Below are 21,432 nucleotides of genomic sequence, written 5' to 3'. Positions count from 1 at the left end.
TAAAATTGAAAACAAATGAAAAAATATAGATTATATATCATTGGACTGTTGCTGTTGACCACCATGAATGCTTGTGAAGAGCAGTTGGTTGAAGAGCCTTATGACCAACTTAGCCCCAGCAATATCCTGAATAATGAGGTGGGATTGGAATCTTTGTTAACTTCTGCGTATGGGTTTATGCAAGTCCATCGATTTGGACTTATCCAATGGCATTATTTAGAAGAAGGCCCTTCTGATCTGTTTTTCGAATCGGGAGGAGGGCAAGCACGGGATGCGGCTTTTATACAGGATTTTACTTTTAATTCTGAGCATCCTTGGATAGGTGGCGTTTATAATGGAAGATGGAATGCCATTAGGGATGTCAACTTGTTTTTAGACAATGTGGACCCGGTGAATTATTCCCTAGCAGATAAAAGCGAGCGGATCGCAGAAGCGAGGTTTATTCGCGCTTTCAGTTATTACCTTTTGACCAAGTGGTTTGGAGAAGTACCATTGACACTGAGCAGTACTCCTGAGCTTTACCCTGCAAAGACCCCTGCCAATGAGATGAACCAATTTATAGAGTCTGAACTACGTGCAGCTGCAGATGAATTGCCGACTTTACAAGTGGAAGCTAATAGGGTCACAAAGGGAGCTGCTTTGGCCATATTGACGAAGTTTTATCTCAATACCAAACAATGGCAGAAATGTACAGAGACTGCAGATGAAATCATTGAATTGGATGTATATGATTTATATCCAGATTATGAAGCGATGTTTGCCCCGGAAAATGAGGTTAATTCAGAGTTTATCTTTGTGATGCCGCAAACACGCGATGCCAGTGGTATGGGTACAGAGTGGCTTTCCCTTTCCCTACCTCCTGCATATCCCATAGAGGGACCAAATTTTGCAGCCCAATTCAGGTATTATGATGCCTTTGTCAATTCTTTTGCGCCTGAGGACAATAGAAAGAACCTGATACTTACCAGTTATGTGAGAAACGATGGACAGTCGGTGCAATTATTGGGTAATGACAATTCCAGAAGTTTCAAGTTTTTAGATCTTAACCGTATAGGGGCTGACCAGGAAAATGATTTTCCTATGGTGCGATATGCGGATATTTTGTTGTCAAAAGCTGAGGCTATGAATGAGCTTCAAGGGCCTAATCAGGAAAGCATAGATTTGATCAACCTTGTCCGGGCAAGGGCTGGTGAGAATATGGAAATGCTACAACTGACCAACTTTGATCAAAGTAGTTTAAGAGATCACATTCTGCAGGAGAGAGCTTGGGAATTTTACTCTGAGACCAAAAGAAGAAGTGATCTCTTGCGTCATGGAAAATTCATTGAAAAGGCCTTGGAAAGAGGAAAGAATGCGAAGCCGTACAATGTATTGTATCCTATTCCACAGGGGGAAATTAATGCCAATGAAAATCTCGTTCAAAACGATGGATATTGAGGGTTAAGGTCAGTCAGTTAATGCTTCTTATTTCGTTTGGGATAGGGGCATTGACTGATCTTTTTGTTTTATTTTATCGATATTATAGACAAGAACAGGACAAAAGATCATGACTATTTATATATAGTATAGCATAGTGAAATTACTAGGAAAGGTCTCATATGTTATTGATATATGAGACCTTTATTTTCTAAAGATTGAATATCCCAAAAAATGAATAGAATTTTTAGCTTATTGTTGTTTACCCTATTGGCATCATGTGCCAGCAAGGAGAGTAAAAATGCTGTCAAAAAACCGAATATTATTGTCATTTAAACTGATGATATGGGGATAGGTGATTTATCCTGTTATAACAGCGGATGGGTCAATACTCCTAATATAGATAAACTGGCTGCCAGCGGATTGAAGTTTAATCATTATTATACAGCTTCTCCCGTTTGATCACCATCTCGGGTGTCTATTACGACAGGGATGTTTCCCACAGAGTGGGGCATCAATACTTTTTTGCATGATCGAAAAGGAAATGCTCGCTGTGAACAATTAGACTATCTTGATGTTTCTGTGCCATCCATCGCTAGGATCCTAAAGCAAGTGGGGTACAAAACGAGTCATGTAGGGAAATGGCATATGGGAGGAGGGAGAGACGTTGATGATGCCCCCCAAATTACTGAATATGGTTTTGATGAATATACAACAACTTATGAAGGTCCTGATCCTGATAAGTTGATTACTGCTTCTAACTGGATTTGGAGTGAACAAGACAGTATTGAAAGGTGGGAAAGGACTGGGTACTTTGTGGACAGAACCTTAGACTTTTTATCAAGAAATCAGGGAGAGCCCTGTTTTGTTAACTTGTGGCCGGATGATATGCATGACCCTTGGGTTCCTAGTGAGGAGTTTTATGATAAAAGGGAAACTTGGCCTAGTAAACCAAATTTCATCCCTGTTTTGGAAGAGTATGATCGTCAGATTGGGAGGTTAATGACTGGACTTGAAGAAATGGGTATTATTGAGAATACCATGATCATCTTTACCAGTGATAACGGAGCTTATCCAACTTATGAACAGATCAGAACCAACAGTCAGCGTGGTGCTAAGAATAGCCTATATGAAGGAGGGATTCGTATGCCTTTCATTGTGAGTTGGCCTGAGGTGATTAGCCCAGGAAAGACAGATAATGAAAGTGTGATTAGCTCTGTGGATCTTTTGCCGACTTTAAGTGCCACAACCGGGGCAAAGCTTCCAGAAGGTTTTGATTTGGCTGGAGAGGATATGAGTGATGCCCTTTTGGGGCAAAAAATTCATCAAAGACTTAAAGATATTATGTGGGACTTTGGCCGGAACCAGTATTTTGGAAGACCACGTCAAACTTATCATCAAAGTCCTCATTTAGCGATTAGAAGAGGTGATTGGAAATTACTGGTTAATTCGGACAGTAGTAGGTTGGAGCTGTATGATATAAAAAAAGATCCAAACGAAACTACCAATATAGCGGATCAGCATAAGGATGTGGCCGGGGAATTAAGTCATGAAGTAATCAACTGGTACATCACAAAAAGGGTAGTTAGGCAGGAGTAAATTTCGGAAAGTAATTATTCTTTTAATAAAATACGGGTAGGGCTGTATTGGGCAGGTTTTCAATTTTATTAATTACTTTGGAAGCTTGTTAAAATGGACAAGATATTAAAACGAAATAGATTACATGAAAACTTATTGCCTGCTTTCACTGCTGATTATTTTTTTTGCCTGTTTTAGTTGCAAAGAAAAAAAGCAAGACTTGAAATCCCCTAACATCCTATTCGTAATCAGCGATGACCAGTCCTTTTCCCATACCAGTTTTGCAGGCAGTAGTTTTGTCCATACACCTGCCTTTGATAGGGTGGCCAGGGAAGGGGTCTATTTTGCCAATTGCATTGCGGGATCTCCTGGTTGTGCTCCTTCAAGAAGCTCCATAGTTACCGGGCGGTACCCTTGGCAAAATGAACAATCTGGCCAACATGCTTCGTCTTGGCTGAAAAAGTATGTGCCTTTTATTGATGTCTTGGGAGAGAACGGTTATGCTACTGGACGAACAGGAAAAGGGGTGGCGCCATTTCAATATGCCAAAAAGCCAGCAGATTCCCTTTGGAGAACTACAGATGCAGGAGGGATTGCCCATTCCAATATTCACTATGGGGATAATAAAGAGGAGCTTGAAGGGTATGCAAAGGGTGTCAGTGGACTGGATTATTTTGAGAATTTTAAATCTTTTATGGAAAATAAAGAAAAGGAGCAGCCCTTCTTTTTTTGGTTTGGTGCATCAGAACCCCATAGAGCCTATGAAAAAGGTTCCTGGAAAAGAATGGGAAAGCAACTAGAGGATGTGGAGGTACCGGACTTTCTTCCTGATAATGACGAGGTACGGGGTGATTTATTGGATTATGCCGTCGAGATAGAGTGGTTTGACAGGCATCTGGGAAAAATGTTAAAGTACTTGGAGGACATCGGAGAACTGGAAAACACCATAGTGATTGTCACTTCTGATAATGGAAAGCCCTTCCCTCGGGCCAAGGCCAATGCTTACGAATATGGTATTCATGTGCCCTTGGCTGTGCGATATCCCAAAGCATTCCCAGGAGGGAGGATCAATGATGCACCATTGTCCTTCGTGGATATTGCTCCCACGATTTTGGAGATAGCCGGAGTATCTGCTGAAGGAATGATGCCTATTACCGGGCAGAGTTTTTTAAATATCCTTACTTCCGAAGACCATAAGGTAAAAGGGCGAGCGATGGACTATGCCCTTTCAGGACGAGAACGCCATTCTTCTTCAAGGTATCAAAACTGGGGTTATCCGCAGCGGGCGATCCGTAGCAAGGATTACCTATATATTTGGAATATGAAACCCGAAAGATGGCCTGCCGGAGCTCCTCAAAAGCATGATCCTAAAGATGATACAAGGCTATTGCCGATGAATGGCATAGGTTCAGATGGAAACTATATTCCTCAAAGTGCTTATACAGATATCGATGATTGCCCTACTAAGACCTATCTGTTAGAGCATAATCAGGATAGCGATATCCAGTTTTATTTTGATTTGGCGGTAGCAAAAAGACCTGAATTTGAATTGTACGATATCCAAAATGATCCCGCTTGTCTGGATAATTTGGTGGGCAAAACGGGATATGCTGAGGTAGAGAAAAGGTTAAATGAGACCTTGGTAATGGAACTCATAAGAACCAAAGACCCTAGAGTGGTAGGTCCGGATAAGGATGTTTTTGATACATATAAGCGATATTCTCCTATCAGAAGTTTTCCTCAACCCTAATTGATATAGTGTGCCTTCTGCTACCTACAGATACGGATTGGGGGTGAATATTTGTTTTGGTATTTTTTTAAGGTGTAAATTGTACTTTTCCTGAAGACCATTGGCTTAAGGCTGGGCTAAACCCAGCTTTACCCCAGCTTTGCCCCAACTTTGATACAGCTTTGCCCCAGCTTTATATATATGAGTCTATCTATTGCGGCCTTATCCGTGACAGATAAAATAAGTCACTATGCTTTAATTTTCGAATTTACCTGGCAGTAGGCACATTCACTTATGCGGTGCTACGCTTAGGTCACTAAACTAATTGTTTTTTTGGCTCCTCAGACCTTCACAGGTAGTGGTTGGGAAAGGCTCTAATGTTTTTCGTGGATAATTCCGGTTAACTCCTTATTTATTCTCGACGATATTGTTGTAATTGTTTGTTTTTCAATTGTTTATTGTTGTATTGTGCATGGGTTTAAATTGGTTTTAAACATCGTTCCACATTTTTTGTACATAAGTGCTACATCCTTCATTCTTCAAAAAGTAGATTTATCACTGGCTAAAACCATTTAGACACTTTTGGATTCATTGTTTAAGAAAGTTTTAAGCCTAAAGTTGATAAATCTATAACCTTTAATAAGCTACTGCAATGACTTAGAAAAACACCGATCGATTCTGTTTTATCGGGTTTATCCAGCTCGTAAAATGTAAGGAAGGTATGCTAATCCATATCATTCCAATTAAAATTAACCCAATCTAAACCTATTTAAAATGAAAAAAACATTACCAGAATCAGTAATTTTTTTTACTGTTAAAAAGTTGTTTTTGCTTCTGTTCTTATTGTTCTTTTTAGGGCCTCCCATAGCCTACAGGGCAATTGGGGCCAGCAATTTTTTTGGAAGCAATCATTTAGCTGTCCCAGGTGATTATCCCAAAATGAGTGATCTGAAAAGTGCCATGGAGCAGACGATCAAAGGAAGAGTCCTTGAAAAAGAAACGGGAGAGCCATTGCCTGGAGTTGCGATTATGTTGAAAGGGACTTCTGTAGGCACCATCACCGATTTGGATGGGAACTATAGTTTAACCATTCCGGAAGGTCAAGAAAATCCCGTACTTGTGTTCCGGTCATTGGGATATTTACCCATAGAGATGGCGGTTAGCGGCAAATCTCAAATAGACGTGGAAATGGCTTCGAGTATGGAAAATCTCGATGAAGTAGTCGTGGTCGGCTATGGGGTACAGGAAAAGGAAAGTTCATTGGCATCTATTTCACAGGTTACGGGTGAGGATCTGCAGAAAAATGGTGCGGTCTCCCTGTCCAATGCCCTTACGGGTAGGGCTCCTGGCGTTTTTACTGTACAAACTTCCGGAGAACCCGGAGCAGATGCTGCCCGGTTACTGATTAGAGGTAAGTCTTCGTGGGTTGATAATAGCCCCCTTGTGCTGGTGGATGGTGTAGAGAGGAATTATAATGATATAGATCCCAATGAGGTTGAAACTATTTCTATTCTGAAAGATGCATCCGCTACGGCCGTATTTGGTGTGAAGGGAGCAAACGGTGTAATTTTGATCACCACCAAACGAGGCAGGGAAGGAGCCATTAAACTCAACTATTCCTCAGAGCTAAGTTTAAAAGACCCCTTGCTTAGGAGAAATATGGCGGGGAGCTATGAGACTGCTTTGGTCATGAATGAAGCCTATAAAAATGATGGCAGTTGGAATTCCCTTATTCCAGAGTCAATTTTGGAGCATTACCGAGTTCAGGATATGCCCTATATTTATCCCAATACGGATTGGGAGGAAATAACGATCAGGGATTATGGTTATGCCCAAAAGCACAATTTGAATTTTTCGGGAGGAACTAAATTTGCAAAAATATTCACCTCCCTGAGTTATCTGTATGATGGAGATATTTATAAGACCATAGAGAATCCATTATATGATCCTGAATTCAAATACAACAGGTATAATTACAGGACGAATATTGATATTGATATTACCTCTTCCACCAAGTTGTCGTTGGATGCCGGAGGATATGTAGGGGTCAAAAACTCACCAAATGAAACAGCAGGAATTAGGATAAACCGGCCAATTTTTATGCTGGGACCAATGGAAATCCCTCCATTTTATCCAGCCTCAGTACTCGATCAATATCCGGATCATGTTTTTCCTGATGAAACCGGCTTAAGGTACTCTACCACTGGAATCATGAATGCCAATAACCCATACAATGCATTGAATAATAGTGGTTTTAGGCAGGTGAAGACAACCGAGCTCAATACCACTTTGAAATTGCGCCAAAAGCTTGATTTTATTACTGAAGGTCTGGCGGTACAAGGCAGGTTAGCCTATAACCATGTGGAAGGATACCAGAAAAACTATAATGTGGATGAGGTGGCCTATAAGCTGCTTCCGGATGGTACCTGGGAAAGGTATAAGGGAAGGGATAACCAAGATAACCACGGTCCCAAACTGCCAATTTCTCCTGGCGATGAATTTATCAATAGAGGGCCTTTTAGGAGCACCTATTATGAGGCGTCTATAAACTATGCCAGAAAATTCAACAGACATGATGTAACTGCATTGTTTTTGGGAAATAGAAGGACTTGGCAAAATGATGTTGATTTCCCACATTATGAAGAAGGAATTGTGGGAAGGGTGACCTATAACTATCATAAAAAATACTTGGTGGAAGTAAATATGGGATTGAATGGATCCGAACAGTTTGCTCCCAAGCACCGCTATGGATTTTTCCCTTCCTATGCTGTGGGCTGGAACCTGCACAATGAAGACTTTGTGAAATCATTATTTCCATTTTTGACCAAGGCAAAAGCCAGGTATTCTTATGGCGAGGTGGGATATGATGGTGCCGGTGGGCAAAGGTGGCTGTACACTTCCACTTATGTCAATGGGGGCACCAATCCAGAAAATTATTTACCAGGCACAAAATCTAATTCAGGCTATAATATCACCCCGATCTTGGAAGGACAGGTGGCCAATATCAATGCTACATGGGAAAGGGCCATCAAGCAGGATCTGGGATTTGAATTTGGCTTTCTCGAAAACAGCATGTTAAGTTTTAGCATGGACTTTTATCAAGAGAAAAGGGATCAGATTCTTTTGAATAGGTTGTCCTTGCCTTCTTGGTTTGGTGTGGATGCCAAGCAACAGAACCTTGGCGCCACTGAAACACGAGGTTATGAATTTGAGCTTAATTATACCAACCATATCAATAATAAACTTTGGTATTGGATCAAGGCCGCATACAGTCGTACAGATAACAGAATTGTGGAGCGTGATGAGCCCTTGTTAAAACCTGAATATCAGAAAATGGCCGGTAAGCGCATAGATGAACGGTTTGGTTATACTTCAGTAGGTTATATTCAGGACGTAGATGACCGAATGGCGGCACCAAGATATGGAAATGGGATTTTTGGACTTGGTGATGTGATGTATGTTGATTTCAATGGTGATGGAAATATTGACCAGATGGACATGGTGCCTATGGCTTTTCCGGGCAATTACCCTTTGAATACGTTTAATTTTGGAGGAGGATTGAGCTATAAGGGCTTTGATCTGGACTTTAACTTCCAAGGAGCCACACAGATGTCCAGAAACTTTGTAGATGCTTATTTGTGGCCTTTGCATCGTTTGGGCAACCAGATTTTTGACTACCAGTTTGATTATTGGACGCCAGATAACACGGATGCAAGATATCCTGCCTTGCATATGGATGCCAATAGGACCCATAATAATATAAAAGATGGAGATAATACCACTACCAGTGTAAGGGACGCCTCTTACTTGCGTTTAAAATCGGCACAAATCGGCTATGTTTTACCAGAAAGGCTGCTTAAGCCATTAAAGATCGACAATCTCCGCTTTTTTCTTAGGGGAACCAACCTGCTTTCCTGGTCTCCAGATTTGCCCATGGGCGATCCGGAAGGGGCCGATGGAGGGAACGGAGCCATCACCTTTGGCTACTACCCGATCATCAGAAGATTCACTTTAGGCTTGGAGCTGTCATTTTAAAAGGAGAAATAATGAAAAATATATTAATATTCGGCATTTTGATTTTGTCCCTGATATCCTGTGAAAGTGATTTCTTGGACAAACAACCCGAGTCAGATGGTTATACATTTGAAAGTGTTTTTGGGGATTCTGTCAATTACAGGAGTTTTGTAGAAGACCTCGTGGCAAGGCCAGCCCTAAAAAGGCATACTGCCAATAATAGCCCACAGGGAGATTTTGATGATATATCTGACAATTCCATCTCCGGGGCCACATTTACAGGCGTACCTTCGGTACAAGCAGCTGTGGGAGACTTTTATGCCCTGCGCACAAACGGAGAAGCTACCCAAGCCAAAAATGGAACTTTTGAAAATTTATGGAGCAAGATCAGGAAGGCCAATGTAGGTCTGTCCAATATAGACTATTATCCCGGAAGTGAACAGACTAAAAATAGGCTTATAGGTATCTGTTATTTCTACAGAGCGGAGAGCTATTTTGAGTTGATTCGTCGATGGGGTGGGATGCCTTATCTTTATCAGCCCTTAAATGCGGATGATGATATGGACCTTCCACGTCTGGGCTATCAGGAGACCATGAAAAGGGCAGCAATGGACTTTGACTCTGCTTCCATGTATTTGCCTGTCAAATTCCCAGACAGCGAATGGGGATTTCCTACGAAAGTTGCTGCTATGGGTATGAAAGCAAGGGCATTATTATATGCTGCCAGCGAATTTGCCATGCAGGATGAGGGGGCAGAAGATCTTTGGGAAGAAGCGGCATTAGCAGCAGACGCAGCCATAAGAGCTTCTGAAGAGGCAGGCTATGGGCTGGTCGAGATGGAAGATTATTATTACTTGTTCAAGGAGCAGATCGAGAGTGTCTATATGAAGGAAGTCATATATGGACGGCGTTACCGACATAATTGGGGATCGAATTCCTATAGAAACCGCTATAGACCACCTGGACAACTCAGTGGTAACTATGGCACCCAACCCAATCAATTATTAGTGGACTGCTTTGAAATGCAGGCTACAGGCTTACCTATCGATGATCCAGAATCCGGCTATAATCCACAAGATCCCTACATTGGCCGTGATCCAAGATTTGAGGAATCCATCATTCATAATGGCCAAAGGATTATGAACAGGAACATGCAGATCTGGAACGTGGATAATACCCAAAGCCCTTCAACCTATGGCTCACCTAGCCTAAAATACCAGGGAGGAGATGTGATAATGGGATATACCCAAACGGGCTATTACAATAATAAATGGATGGGGAAGACATTTGGGTCACATCTGGATATGGTATGGCCTGACCTGAGAATGTCAGAATTGTACCTCAATTTTGCAGAGGCTGCAAATGAAGCCTGGAGCTCACCTGCCATAAAAGATGGTAGGTGCCTGTATTCTGCCGAGGAAGCACTCAATTTGGTTCGTAACCGTGCAAAGATGCCCAATATTAATTCCAAGTTTTTGGACAAAGCAGGATTTAGGGAAAGGACCAGAAATGAAAGAAGGATTGAGCTGTGTTTTGAGGACCATCGATTGTTTGATATCCGTCGCTGGAAGATTGCCCACCTTCCTGAATACAGGGATATCTGGAGAATGTTTATTTCCAAGGTTCCTACATCAGAGGAATATCCCACTGGTTTTAAATATACCAAGGAACTGCTCAAGACCAGGGTGTTCGAAGAAAAACACTACCTGTTTGTTATTAAACTGGACGATGCGAATATCGGGGCCAACTTTAATCAAAATCCAGGCTGGTAGGAAAGAATTTTATTATTCAAATGGTAATAAAGATGAAACTAAAAAAAATCATATATATTTTTTTCGCATTCCTTATCATTCCCTGTTTGACAGTGGAAGCACAAAAAGGAAATGGAAAAAAAACAATTCGTACAGTAGCCGCTCAGGTTGTTGATAGTGAAGGAGAGGCACTGAGTGCACAGGTATATTCTTCTGAGAAAAGGAGAGTAGTTGGTACCAATGCAGAGGGACATTTTACTTTTAAAGTGCCAGAAGGCGATATTTTGGTGATAAGATCAGAGGGATATCATGCCAAAACCTTAGAGATATCCAATGATGAAGTAATTTCCGGTAAAATTGTCTTGACCAAGGCACCCGCATTTTCGGGTGAAAACCATATTCTTTATACCCCCTTTGATAGTACATCGGAGAGGAGAAGTGTGGGGTCTTATTCGGTTGTAAAAGGAGAAGAGCTGGAAAGTAATCCTACTTTAAGTTTGGAAAATGCTTTGGGGGGTCGTTTGACTGGATTATGGCAGTGGCAAGGTAATATGGTTCCTGGATGGACCAGTCAGAATTTGTCAGCTGTTTCTCCCGCATGGGGTGGTTATGTAGTGATCGTAGATGGGGTGGAAAGACCTTTGGATTTTCTAGAACCTGAGATCATAGAAAGTGTACAATTGTTAAAAGACGCCACTTTCAAGTCCATGTACGGAGGTACGCAGGCTAATGGCATTTTGTTGGTAAAGACCAAGCGTGGAAAGGTAAATAGAAACGGAATTAGGCTCAATTTTCAACGGGGCGTACATATTCCGACAAGGTTGCCGAAATACCTAAATTCTTATGACTATGCAAGGTATTATAATCAGGCCCTGGCCAATGACGGTTTTGCTCCATTGTATACAGAAGCAGATTTATCGGCTTATAGGACTGGAAATAGTCCCTATCTCTATCCTGATGTAGACTATTACGATGAGTTTCTGAATAAATCCATGGACATCACCAGGATGAGCACTCAGATGACGGGAGGTAATAAGGACGCCAGGTATTTTGCCCATTTGGGTTATCAATCTAATGGAGGTTTGGAAAAATATACCGAGTATCCACATAGCGAAGATATCGTTACTTTACGGACCAATGTCGATCTTAATCTTAAGGATTTTATTACCCTGAATGCAGGCTTCAATGGCGCCCTGCAAATGAGAAAAACACCGAATGTCAGTGCTGCTGATATTATTCAATCTTTGTCAACGCTTAGGCCAAATGAGTTTCCTATACGCATTCCGGCCGAGCTGGCAGGAGTGGTCAATCGCGAATTTGTATTGGGCGGTACCGCAGAAAAGCAGAATAATCCCTATGGACTGTTGACTGGCCGTGGTTATAGTGAGCGGAAAGCCAGTTATATCCAATCAGATTTGGGACTGAATGTAGACCTTGGCCAATGGGTAAAAGGCCTAAGCATTCGACCTTTTGTAACTTTTGACATCTATAATGTAGAAACCGCCACCAAAGCCCAGACCTTTGCGGTATATGAGCCTTATATGGGAGAAGATGATACCATCAATTTCCAACAGTGGGGAGAATATAGTAGACAAACTGGTCAGAGCAGAAGTCTGGCCGAAGTGACCAGAAGGTTTGCGGTGAACTTTAAGTCCAGTTACCTGAGAACATTTGGCGAACATTCCATTAAGGCCTATTTGAATGTATTCCAGTCACAACTTGAAGTGCGGAATGTTCACCAAAATCCACGTAGGCAGAACTTTGGTACCCACTTGAATTATATGTACAAAAACAGGTATATCGCTGAAATAGATGTGAATACCGTAGGGGTCAATACCTTTTCTCCCGAAAACCGTTATGGTACCTTCCCCGCTTTTGGCTTGGGCTGGATTCTTTCGGAAGAAAGTTTTATGAAGGAGGTATCCTTTCTTGATTACCTCAAGCTCAGGGGATCATATGGCATTTTAGGTTCAACGGGGCAATATGCCAATGGCGGCTTCTTTGCAGATCTTTACCAAGATAGATGGGTTTCTAATGGGACTTATAATGGTATTGGTGGCGATAATTATCGGCTTACCTTGGACCATACAGGAAATCCAGACCTTAGCTTCCAAAAATCCTATGAGTTGAATGCAGGGTTTGATGCATTGCTCTTCAAAGAGTCTACCTTGCTGTCGTTTGGTTATTTTAACCATAAGCATACAGGCTTGTTTTCAACATTGGACAATATGATTCCAGGTGTGATCGGGCGAAATGAAGCCCTGCCTTATGTCAACCACAATGAGGTAAAGGTATTTGGTCTGGAAGGTCAAATTGAACATTCCAGAAGGATCGGTAAGCTGAAAGTGAGTGTAGGTGGTAATGTGACTTATTCGGTGGCAAGAAATGTAAAACCAAACGAGGCTAATTTCCCCGCAGAAACCCATGCTGGATTGATCAGAAAAGGCACCGAGATTGGTAGCATATTCGGTTATCAGTCGGTGGGAACCTTTACAGATCAGGAGGATATAGACAATTCTCCTTTGCAACTCACCGGAAATGTGCGCCCTGGAGACCTTAAGTACGAGGATACCAATGGGGACGGAGTGGTAGATCAGCGTGACCAGGTGGTCATTGGAAACTCCACTCCAAAATTATTCTATGGAGTGTTTTTGAAATTAAGCTACAAAGGTTTTAACCTAGATGCTTACGGTATGGGAAATGGTATGTACAAACGGCTTTTTGATAATTCTTATTACCAGATTTATGGCAATAGAAAGTATTCTGCTGCAGTGTTGACTGGCTTGCCCAATGGGAATCCCCATCCTCAACTGTCTACGATTTTGGCAGATAATAATTTTGTGAATTCATCCTATTGGATAGGGGACGGTAGTTATTTCAAATTGAGAAATGTGGAGTTGGGGTACACCTTTTCTCCTGATAGGATTAGCTTTTTGGGACTGGGAGGTTTGAAAGTTTTTGCCAGGGGATTTAACCTGCTCACGCTTTCCAAGGTCAAGGATATGGACCCTGAAAATATCGGAGCGGGAATCTTTAATTTTCCTTTGGCCACGACTATAACCGGAGGAGCCTCTATATCCTTCTAAATCTGTTTTGAATTCAAAAAAGAAAAAAATGAGAAAGATAAAGCATTTTATAGTAGTACTGTTGGCATGGAGTGGGATGACAGGGTGTACTGAATTCCTGGACCCAATGATCGATGGTACCATCACCGAGGAAGAGGCTTTTGCCAACCATGCCTACTTCAGTGGCTTGCTTAACGAGGTATATTTTAATCTTCCCAACCTGTATGATATTGGAATGGACTGCGCTACTGATAATGCGGTTTTCAACGATTATAGTGCGAATTACCTGAAGGCCAGTACAGGCATGCTTTCCCCGATGTTTAATCCTTTTGATAACTGGGTAGGGAGTTACAGAAATATTCGGCGGTTAAATCAGTTTTTGGATAAAATGGTGCTTGATCCATCCAAACCTTATCTTACACCTGTACGATTTACCAAGCTGGGAACTCCTGCTGATAGCTTGGACAATATCAACACATTCTATAGGCTGTTGGGGGAGGCCTACTTCCTGAGAGCGTATAATGAGTTTCAATTACTTCAAGCCTATGGAGGAGAGGGAGCGAATGGTGAGTTGCTGGGATTTCCTATTGTAACCGAAGTCTTGGAGGTGGATGAAGACCTGGATCTTCCACGTGATAGCTATGACGATTGCGTAAAGCAAATTATTGCTGATTGCGACATGGCGATTAAACATTTACCCATCCAATACAAAGGCAATAATGCGGTGCTGGGTGAGTCCATGAATGGTAGGGCCAGTGGAATTTCAGCCATGGCCTTAAAGGCAAGGACTTTATTGTATGCGGCCAGTCCGGCTTTTAACAGCGGTAATGACCGTTCAAAATGGGAAGAAGCAGCAAGGGCAGCTGGTAAAGCCATAGTAGAACTAGGAGGACTGACCAATCTGGCGGGTGTCAATGAGTTTTATTTTACCCGATTGAATGATAAGCGTTTTGATATTAAGGATCAGTTCCTGAGAGGGGCTGTTTTGAATAATAACAACGCCTATGAAAATGACCATTATCCACCATCTATGTATGGTAATGGCCGGGTAAATCCTTCTCAAAACTATGTGGATGCTTTTCCTGATCATGAAGGTTATCCCATCAGCGCAAGTGCATCTTACGATCCTGCTGATCCATACTTAAAAAGAGATCCACGTTTAAAGCAGTTTGTGGCAGTTAATGGATCTTCTCTGGGACCAAATAATTACCATACGGTGGAAACTTTTGTGGGAGGGGCTGATGCTTTTAATCCATCCAGGAATACCACTAGATCCGGATATTACCTGAAAAAATTATTAAGGTCAGGTAATGTGAGGCTCATTCCGGGTAACCAAAGTTCCACCTCTAGGGCTACGGTGCTTCTTGGACTTCCTGAGCTTTATTTGAATTATGCAGAAGCAGCCTCAGAGGCTTGGGGGGCGACAATGGATCCCGAAGGCTATGGCTTCACCGCTGCCCAGACCATCTCCAAAATCCACCAACGTTATGGTGCAAGTGATATTTATATGAATAAGGAGGCCATAATGGACCCTATGAAATTTAGGGAACTGGTGAGGAATGAAAGAAGGCTAGAACTAAGTTTTGAAGGACACTATTACTGGGATTTGCGTCGCTGGCTCCAGAACGGAGAAGATTTATCCTCTATAAATAAGGACGTGTATGGAGTCAAAATCACTCAGGAGAATGATGGTGCATTGACCTATGATAAGTTTTTGCTTGAGAAGAAGACGTTTGCTTCACCCTTTACACCAATCCCTTATAATTTGCTGTATAGCTCTTCAAGGCTTGTGCAAAACAAAGGATGGAATTAATAATTAACCATGAAACCAATGAAAAAGATACTAATAATAATGTTGGCCCTGCTGAGCAGCTGTGGCTTTGAGGATTATGATATACAATATGGCGTAACTTCTGTATATTTTTATAATCAGGAATATAACAGAAACATTGTTGTGGGTGAAGGGTTAAACCTGAAGGTTGGCTCCATGCTTACAGGTGTGTTGGAAAATGATACCGACCGATTGGTGGAATTTGTCATTAACGGGGAACTGGTGACCGGTTCCAATAAAACATTATTGCCGGGGAGTTTATATACATTGGACAATGCAAGTTCCTTTACTATTCCAAAAGGGGAATTTATTGGCTTTTTAGGGGTGAAGTTGGATTCGGCAGAATTTGTCAATGACCCCAAAGCGGTAACAGGTGAATATGTTTTACCTGTCCAAATCACCAATTGTAATGAGGTGGATTCGGTCAATGCCGTAAAGAATACCATTCTAGTGTCGGTCAGCTATTGGGCAAAGCAACATGGGAACTATTACTATTCAGGTAGGACCATCAGGAAAGAAGCGGGCAGTACTGTGGACACCTTGACCTATAAGAATAACACCACCAATGCAGAAAGTATCAGGCAGCTCATTACAGTAAACGCAAACACATTGGAACTGCGTGCAGATGAAACAGGGGTGAGCAATGATCCTGGAAAGGGCGCTTTTAGCCTTAATATAACCGTTCCTACATATGGAGGAGGTAAAGCGGAAATTAGCCCTTCCCCAAATTCAGCTATTACGGTGGAAGCAGATGGAGAGTCTTCTTACATCGAGGATTCAAAGACATTTTACCTCAATTATAAGTGGAATGATGGAACCTATGATTGCTATTCGACCGACACATTGGTGTTTAGAAATAGGGTCCGAGATGTGCAGGCCGACGGCCAGGGTGTAAACGAATGGAGAGGGTTTTGAAATTATAAATTGAGTTAAAATATAGTAAAAAATGGAATGATAGCGTACTTAACTTTTCATTCCATTTTTTTATGATTAGACTATGCTCAAGCATGGTACAGTTCCAGCTATCACGATGATGTTTTAAGAAATATATGGCTCTAAGCCAAATGGAGATAGCTTTTACATAATCACAGGGCTTTTGGACATCAGTGCTAATAATTAAAGTAAAGAAGCAGTAGCTTTATTTTCATAAAATCCATAATAAATCAAACGTTCTGTGGGAAGTAGGATTATACAACAGCCTATGAACATCTCGTTCAGAACGATGGATATTGAGGGTTAAGGTCAGTCAGTTGATGTTTTGTCCCCACAGGGGAGGAAGCATCGGCTGATCTTTTACCATTTTGGTAGAGGATAATTTATGGCCGTAAAATATATAAACAATTAAGAAAATCAACAATTAATGAAAACTGCGTATTGTACTACAGGATTTATAATCGCCTGTATAACCTTTTTTGCTTTGGTTCCTGCTTATAGTCAGGAAAAGGATGGTGGGCTCCTGTCCTATGAAATGAAAACACCATGGACGGACCAAGTCGATGCCAAAAATGTATGGTCAGGCTATCCCAGACCACAGCTTCAACGAGAGGAGTGGACCAACCTGAACGGCACTTGGGAGTATGCCATAAGTGCAAACAAATCCACTCTGCCGAGCAAATATCAGGGAGAGATATTGGTGCCTTTTCCAGTAGAATCAGCCCTAAGTGGGGTAAAGAAAGTTGTGGGCAGTGAAAATTACCTATGGTACCGAAGAAATTTTCAGATTGATGCATCTAAAACAGAAGAGCGGACACTTTTGCATTTTGGTGCGGTGGATTGGGAGACGGTGCTCTTTATCAATGGCAAGCAGGTGGGAACGCATAAAGGCGGTTATGATGCTTTTACCTTTGATATTTCCCAATATGTAAAAAAAGGGAATAATGAATTGGTGCTACGGGTATGGGATCCTACAGATGAGGGCATGCAAGCCAGGGGCAAACAAGTATCCGATCCCAAAGGAATTTGGTATACGCCGGTAACCGGTATTTGGCAAACCGTTTGGCTGGAATCAGTACCTGTTGATTATATTGAGAATCTTCGTCTTAGTCCTGATATTGATGAAAGAGCCCTAAATGTGTCAGTGGAATATCCTGAATTATCAGGGGATTATATGCTTGAAATCAATGCTATTTCCAATGGTGAAAATATAGCAGGGACTAAAATTTCGGTAAGCGAAAAGTCCAATCATTCCACTGCAAGATTGACGATAAAGGATATGGTCCTTTGGTCACCTGATAATCCCCACCTTTATGACCTGGAAGTAAAACTTTATAATGAGAAGGGAGAATTGGTAGATAAGGTGGATAGTTATTTTGGAATGAGGAAGATCTCTTTGGGAAAAGACGGCAATGGCTATACAAGGATCATGTTAAATAATGAGCCATTGTTTCAATTTGGACTTTTGGACCAAGGATGGTGGCCTGATGGGCTGTACACCGCTCCTACCGAGGAAGCGATGGTATATGATATCAAGAAAACACAGGAAATGGGCTTTAATATGCTGAGAAAGCATGTGAAGGTAGAACCGGCCAGGTTTTACTACCATTGTGACAAGATGGGGATGTTGGTTTGGCAGGATATGCCATCAGGTTTCATTACTGCTGAAAAATCTGTTCAGCATGTAAAGCATGATGCGCTTTTGGACTGGGAAAGACCATTGGCTTCTGCCCAGCAATTTGTGGGTGAGCTCAAGGCCATGATTGATAATTTGTACAATTTCCCATCCATTGTGGTCTGGGTGCCTTTGAACGAAGGCTGGGGACAATATGAAACAGAGAAGTTGGCTACATGGACCAAACAATATGATCCAAGCAGATTGGTAGATGCTCCAAGCGGTTGGGCGGACAGAAAAGTCGGTGATATGATTGATGTTCACCTGTATCCTGGCCCAGGTATGGAGCTTTCAGAAGCGAACAGGGCGTCTGTTCTGGGGGAATTTGGTGGATTGGGACTCCCTGTAAAAGATCATTTATGGTGGGACAAAAGAAACTGGGGCTATTTGACCTATCAGGATCAGGCCGTTTACGAAAATGAGTTCCAGTCCATTATTAAAAATCTGGAGGGATTGATCAGCTGGGGGCTTTCAGCGGCCATCTATACCCAGACTACGGATGTGGAAGGAGAGGTGAATGGAATGATTACCTATGATCGTGAGGTAGTGAAAATTTATCCTGGGAAAGTGAAAAAGTGGATCATGCCCCTTTATGAGCCAAGATGGAAAAAGCATGATTTAGTGACCGATTCGGAGCATTCTCCAGAAATATGGAAAGTCAATTTTGGTACGGTGGACAAGGATTGGGCTGCTCAGGACTATGATGATGCGGGATGGGAGGAGCAGGCCGCGCCATTTAGCGGTGGTGTTAATCCGTTTTTACCCCCTTCGAGTCCTTGGGAAGGAGAAGAACTGCATTTGAGAAAAACATTTACATTACAGGCTGTTCCTGATAATATTTATATCAAATATTATGCACCTCGTTCCGAAGCGAAGGTATTTATCAATGGTCATTTGGTGAAAACCTTAAATGATGGTGGAGGAAGAAAAAGGCATTATACGCATATCCTTTTGGAAGGAGCAGAGGAGTATTTGCAAGAAGGGGAGAATATGGTGTCAGTTGAGGTGAAAACCAAAAACAATGAAGGTGCCTTTGATATGGGATTGTATGCTTCTGAAACCTTAAATGGAGCAAAGACCATAGACTGATCCGATTGATCAGTAAGTAGAGGAGACTGTCTTAAAATTTATTGTTTCCACTGTAGGGAGAAATTCTTGCTTGGTGATGTTATTTGACAAGCAGTAAATAGCGATCTTTCTGGGTAGGAACGGGTACAAGTTTAAAACTTTACCTATCCAGGTGGACCTTTGAGATAGCCTCTTTTTTAAGACATAGATATTAGATGATGTAAATTTATGTTAAACTCGAATTCCAAGATTTGGAATTCGAGTTTAACAATAGCCAAGCCTAAATAACCATTTTTGTAATGAAAAATATCAATAAGACCCTTATTGCCAAATTGTTTGTTGGCATGAGCATTCTTTCTTCCTGCAATCCCAAGGAAACAGTCAAGCAACCCAATGTCATGATCATTTTAGCAGATGATATGGGATTCTCGGATATTGGCAGTTATGGAGGGGAAGTAAAGACGCCCAACTTGGATAAATTGGCCAAAGGTGGCATCAGGTACACACAGTTTTATAACAATGCCCGATGTTGTCCTACGAGGGCATCGCTGATGACAGGGCTTTATCCTCACCAAGCAGGAATGGGATGGATGACCGCTGCAGATCTTGGCACCCCGCAATATCAAGGAGAGCTGAACCAGCAGTGTGTGACCATAGCCGAAGTGCTTCATCAAACCGGTTATAAGACTTATATGTCAGGAAAGTGGCATTTGAGTAGGGTAAGAAATATTCAAGGAGAGGTCAAGGATAATTGGCCCATTCAGCGTGGATTTGATGAGTTTTTTGGTATTGTGGATGGGGCATCCAATTATTTTATCCCGAATGTATATAGTGATAATGAAAAATATCCGATCAAGGAGGAAGGTTTTTATTTTACCCATGCCGTAAGTGATTCTACTGTTAATTTCATAGACCAGCATTTTAAAGAAAACAAGGAGGATCCATTTTTTATGTACCTGGCCTACACTGCACCGCATTGGCCATTACATGCCCTCGAGAAGGATATAGAAAAATATAAGACCATTTATATGGCCGGTTGGGATAGCTTGCGGGCAGAACGATTGGTGAGACAAAAGACACTTGGCATTTTTGATGGGGAGGTGGAATTGAGCAGTAGAAATGAAAAGGTGCCTGCTTGGAACAGTTTGTCCCAAGAAGAAAAAGAAGCCTTTGCCATGAGAATGGCTATATATGCTGCCCAGATTGATGCCATGGATCAGGGGATAGGCAGGGTTATCAAAAAATTGGAAGATGAGGGCCAGCTTGACAATACAATAATATTTTTCTTATCAGATAATGGGGCCTGTGCTGAATTTATCAGTAATGGCAAAAGCAAGGAATTAAATGGTCAAGCAGATACTTGGGAAAGTTATAGAATTAACTGGGCCAATATGAGCAGTACACCCTATAAGGAGTTTAAACATTGGATCCATGAGGGGGGAATAGCGACGCCTATGATTGTTCATTGGCCCAATGGCATCGATAAAGACTTGGAGGATTCTTTTGTAAGAGAACCAGGACATTTGACGGATCTCATGGCTACCATCGTGGATATTACGGGAGCCCAATATCCCGAAGCATTCAAAGGCAATAAAATCATTCCTATGCAGGGGCAGAGTATTGCGGATCAGTTTGAAGGAAATCCCATACAGCGAAAAGCCATTTTTTGGGAGCATGAAGCGAATATAGGGGTTCGGGAAGGCAAGTGGAAACTGGTAGCCAAGACAGCAGAAAATGCTGATTTTGATCCCAGTACCCTAGAACTTTATAATATGGAAGAAGATCCTGCTGAGTTAAATGATCTCTCTAAGGATTATGCTGAAAAGAAAATGGCCCTTTACGAAAAATGGAAAGATTGGGCTGCAGAAGTACAGGTTTATCCCCTGGATACCCGTGATTATGGTAAACGATCCAGAGATTATCAAAAGCAAATTAACGGACAATTCCAATCAGGATTTGGCGGCTGGCAGCGCTCAAATAATAAAGGTATCCGCTATGAACTGATTAAAGAAGAGAGCAACAATAAAGCTTCTATCACATTTTCAAAAGAAGTCAAAGAGGCTACAGAAATATTGGCTTGGCCGTTTTGGGCAGATAAGGGTGAAGTATTCAACGTAGCAATGGTTTTGGAAGGAGAAAAAGGAAAAGAGTTTAACCTTATGGTGGAGACAGTGGGCAAAAAACCAGTGGTAGTTGCCCAAAGTAAGGTGAAATTGACTGATAGCCAATTGAAATATCAAGTCAATGAGGTGATTATCCCAAAAAATGACAGGTATCAATTGTCTCTTTATAGTGTCAGTGCTGATCAAGGAGATCATATTATTGTACACCAGGCAAGCCTTCAGTCAAAGGATTAAATAGAAAACAAACCT

9 protein-coding genes and 1 pseudogene are annotated in these 21,432 nt (G+C 41.7%); all 10 read left to right on the top strand.

What is annotated here, in order from left to right:
- Positions 1-15: 15 nt before the first annotated feature.
- The 10 genes and pseudogenes from KZP23_RS03125 (at position 16) to KZP23_RS03080 (ending at position 21,417) form a co-directional block, all read left to right on the top strand.
- Complete coding sequence (locus tag KZP23_RS03125) at positions 16-1,437, top strand: RagB/SusD family nutrient uptake outer membrane protein (protein WP_226334675.1); 1,422 nt, start codon at positions 16-18, stop codon at positions 1,435-1,437.
- 324 nt (positions 1,438-1,761) lie between these two features.
- A pseudogene (locus tag KZP23_RS03120) lies at positions 1,762-3,015 on the top strand (sulfatase-like hydrolase/transferase).
- Positions 3,016-3,214: 199 nt separating this feature from the next.
- Complete coding sequence (locus KZP23_RS03115; protein ID WP_226334674.1) at positions 3,215-4,744, top strand: sulfatase family protein; 1,530 nt, start codon at positions 3,215-3,217, stop codon at positions 4,742-4,744.
- A gap of 753 nt (positions 4,745-5,497) precedes the next feature.
- Positions 5,498-8,758 (top strand): SusC/RagA family TonB-linked outer membrane protein, encoded by a 3,261-nt coding sequence (locus KZP23_RS03110; protein ID WP_226334673.1) that lies wholly within the window; start codon positions 5,498-5,500, stop codon positions 8,756-8,758.
- An 11-nt stretch (positions 8,759-8,769) separates the two neighbouring features.
- The gene (locus tag KZP23_RS03105; RefSeq protein ID WP_226334672.1) at positions 8,770-10,509 is read left to right on the top strand and encodes a RagB/SusD family nutrient uptake outer membrane protein; all 1,740 of its coding nucleotides are present in this window, start codon (positions 8,770-8,772) and stop codon (positions 10,507-10,509) included.
- Positions 10,510-10,541: 32 nt separating this feature from the next.
- The gene (locus tag KZP23_RS03100; protein WP_226334671.1) at positions 10,542-13,574 is read left to right on the top strand and encodes a SusC/RagA family TonB-linked outer membrane protein; all 3,033 of its coding nucleotides are present in this window, start codon (positions 10,542-10,544) and stop codon (positions 13,572-13,574) included.
- 28 nt (positions 13,575-13,602) lie between these two features.
- A complete protein-coding gene (locus KZP23_RS03095; RefSeq protein ID WP_226334670.1) occupies positions 13,603-15,366 on the top strand; it encodes a RagB/SusD family nutrient uptake outer membrane protein in 1,764 nt (587 codons plus the stop codon).
- Between the two features lie 18 nt (positions 15,367-15,384).
- Positions 15,385-16,299 carry a BT_3987 domain-containing protein gene (locus KZP23_RS03090; RefSeq protein WP_226334669.1) on the top strand — a complete coding sequence of 305 codons (915 nt, stop codon included), beginning with the start codon at positions 15,385-15,387 and terminating at the stop codon, positions 16,297-16,299.
- A 445-nt stretch (positions 16,300-16,744) separates the two neighbouring features.
- Complete coding sequence (locus KZP23_RS03085) at positions 16,745-19,081, top strand: glycoside hydrolase family 2 protein (protein WP_226334668.1); 2,337 nt, start codon at positions 16,745-16,747, stop codon at positions 19,079-19,081.
- Between the two features lie 278 nt (positions 19,082-19,359).
- Entirely contained in the window at positions 19,360-21,417 is a 2,058-nt protein-coding gene (locus tag KZP23_RS03080; RefSeq protein ID WP_226334667.1) for an arylsulfatase, read from the top strand.
- Positions 21,418-21,432 lie beyond the last annotated feature (15 nt).

It is taken from the genome of Echinicola marina, assembly GCF_020463795.1.
GTDB lineage: Bacteria > Bacteroidota > Bacteroidia > Cytophagales > Cyclobacteriaceae > Echinicola > Echinicola marina.
This window is presented reverse-complemented; position numbering and strand designations above follow the sequence as displayed.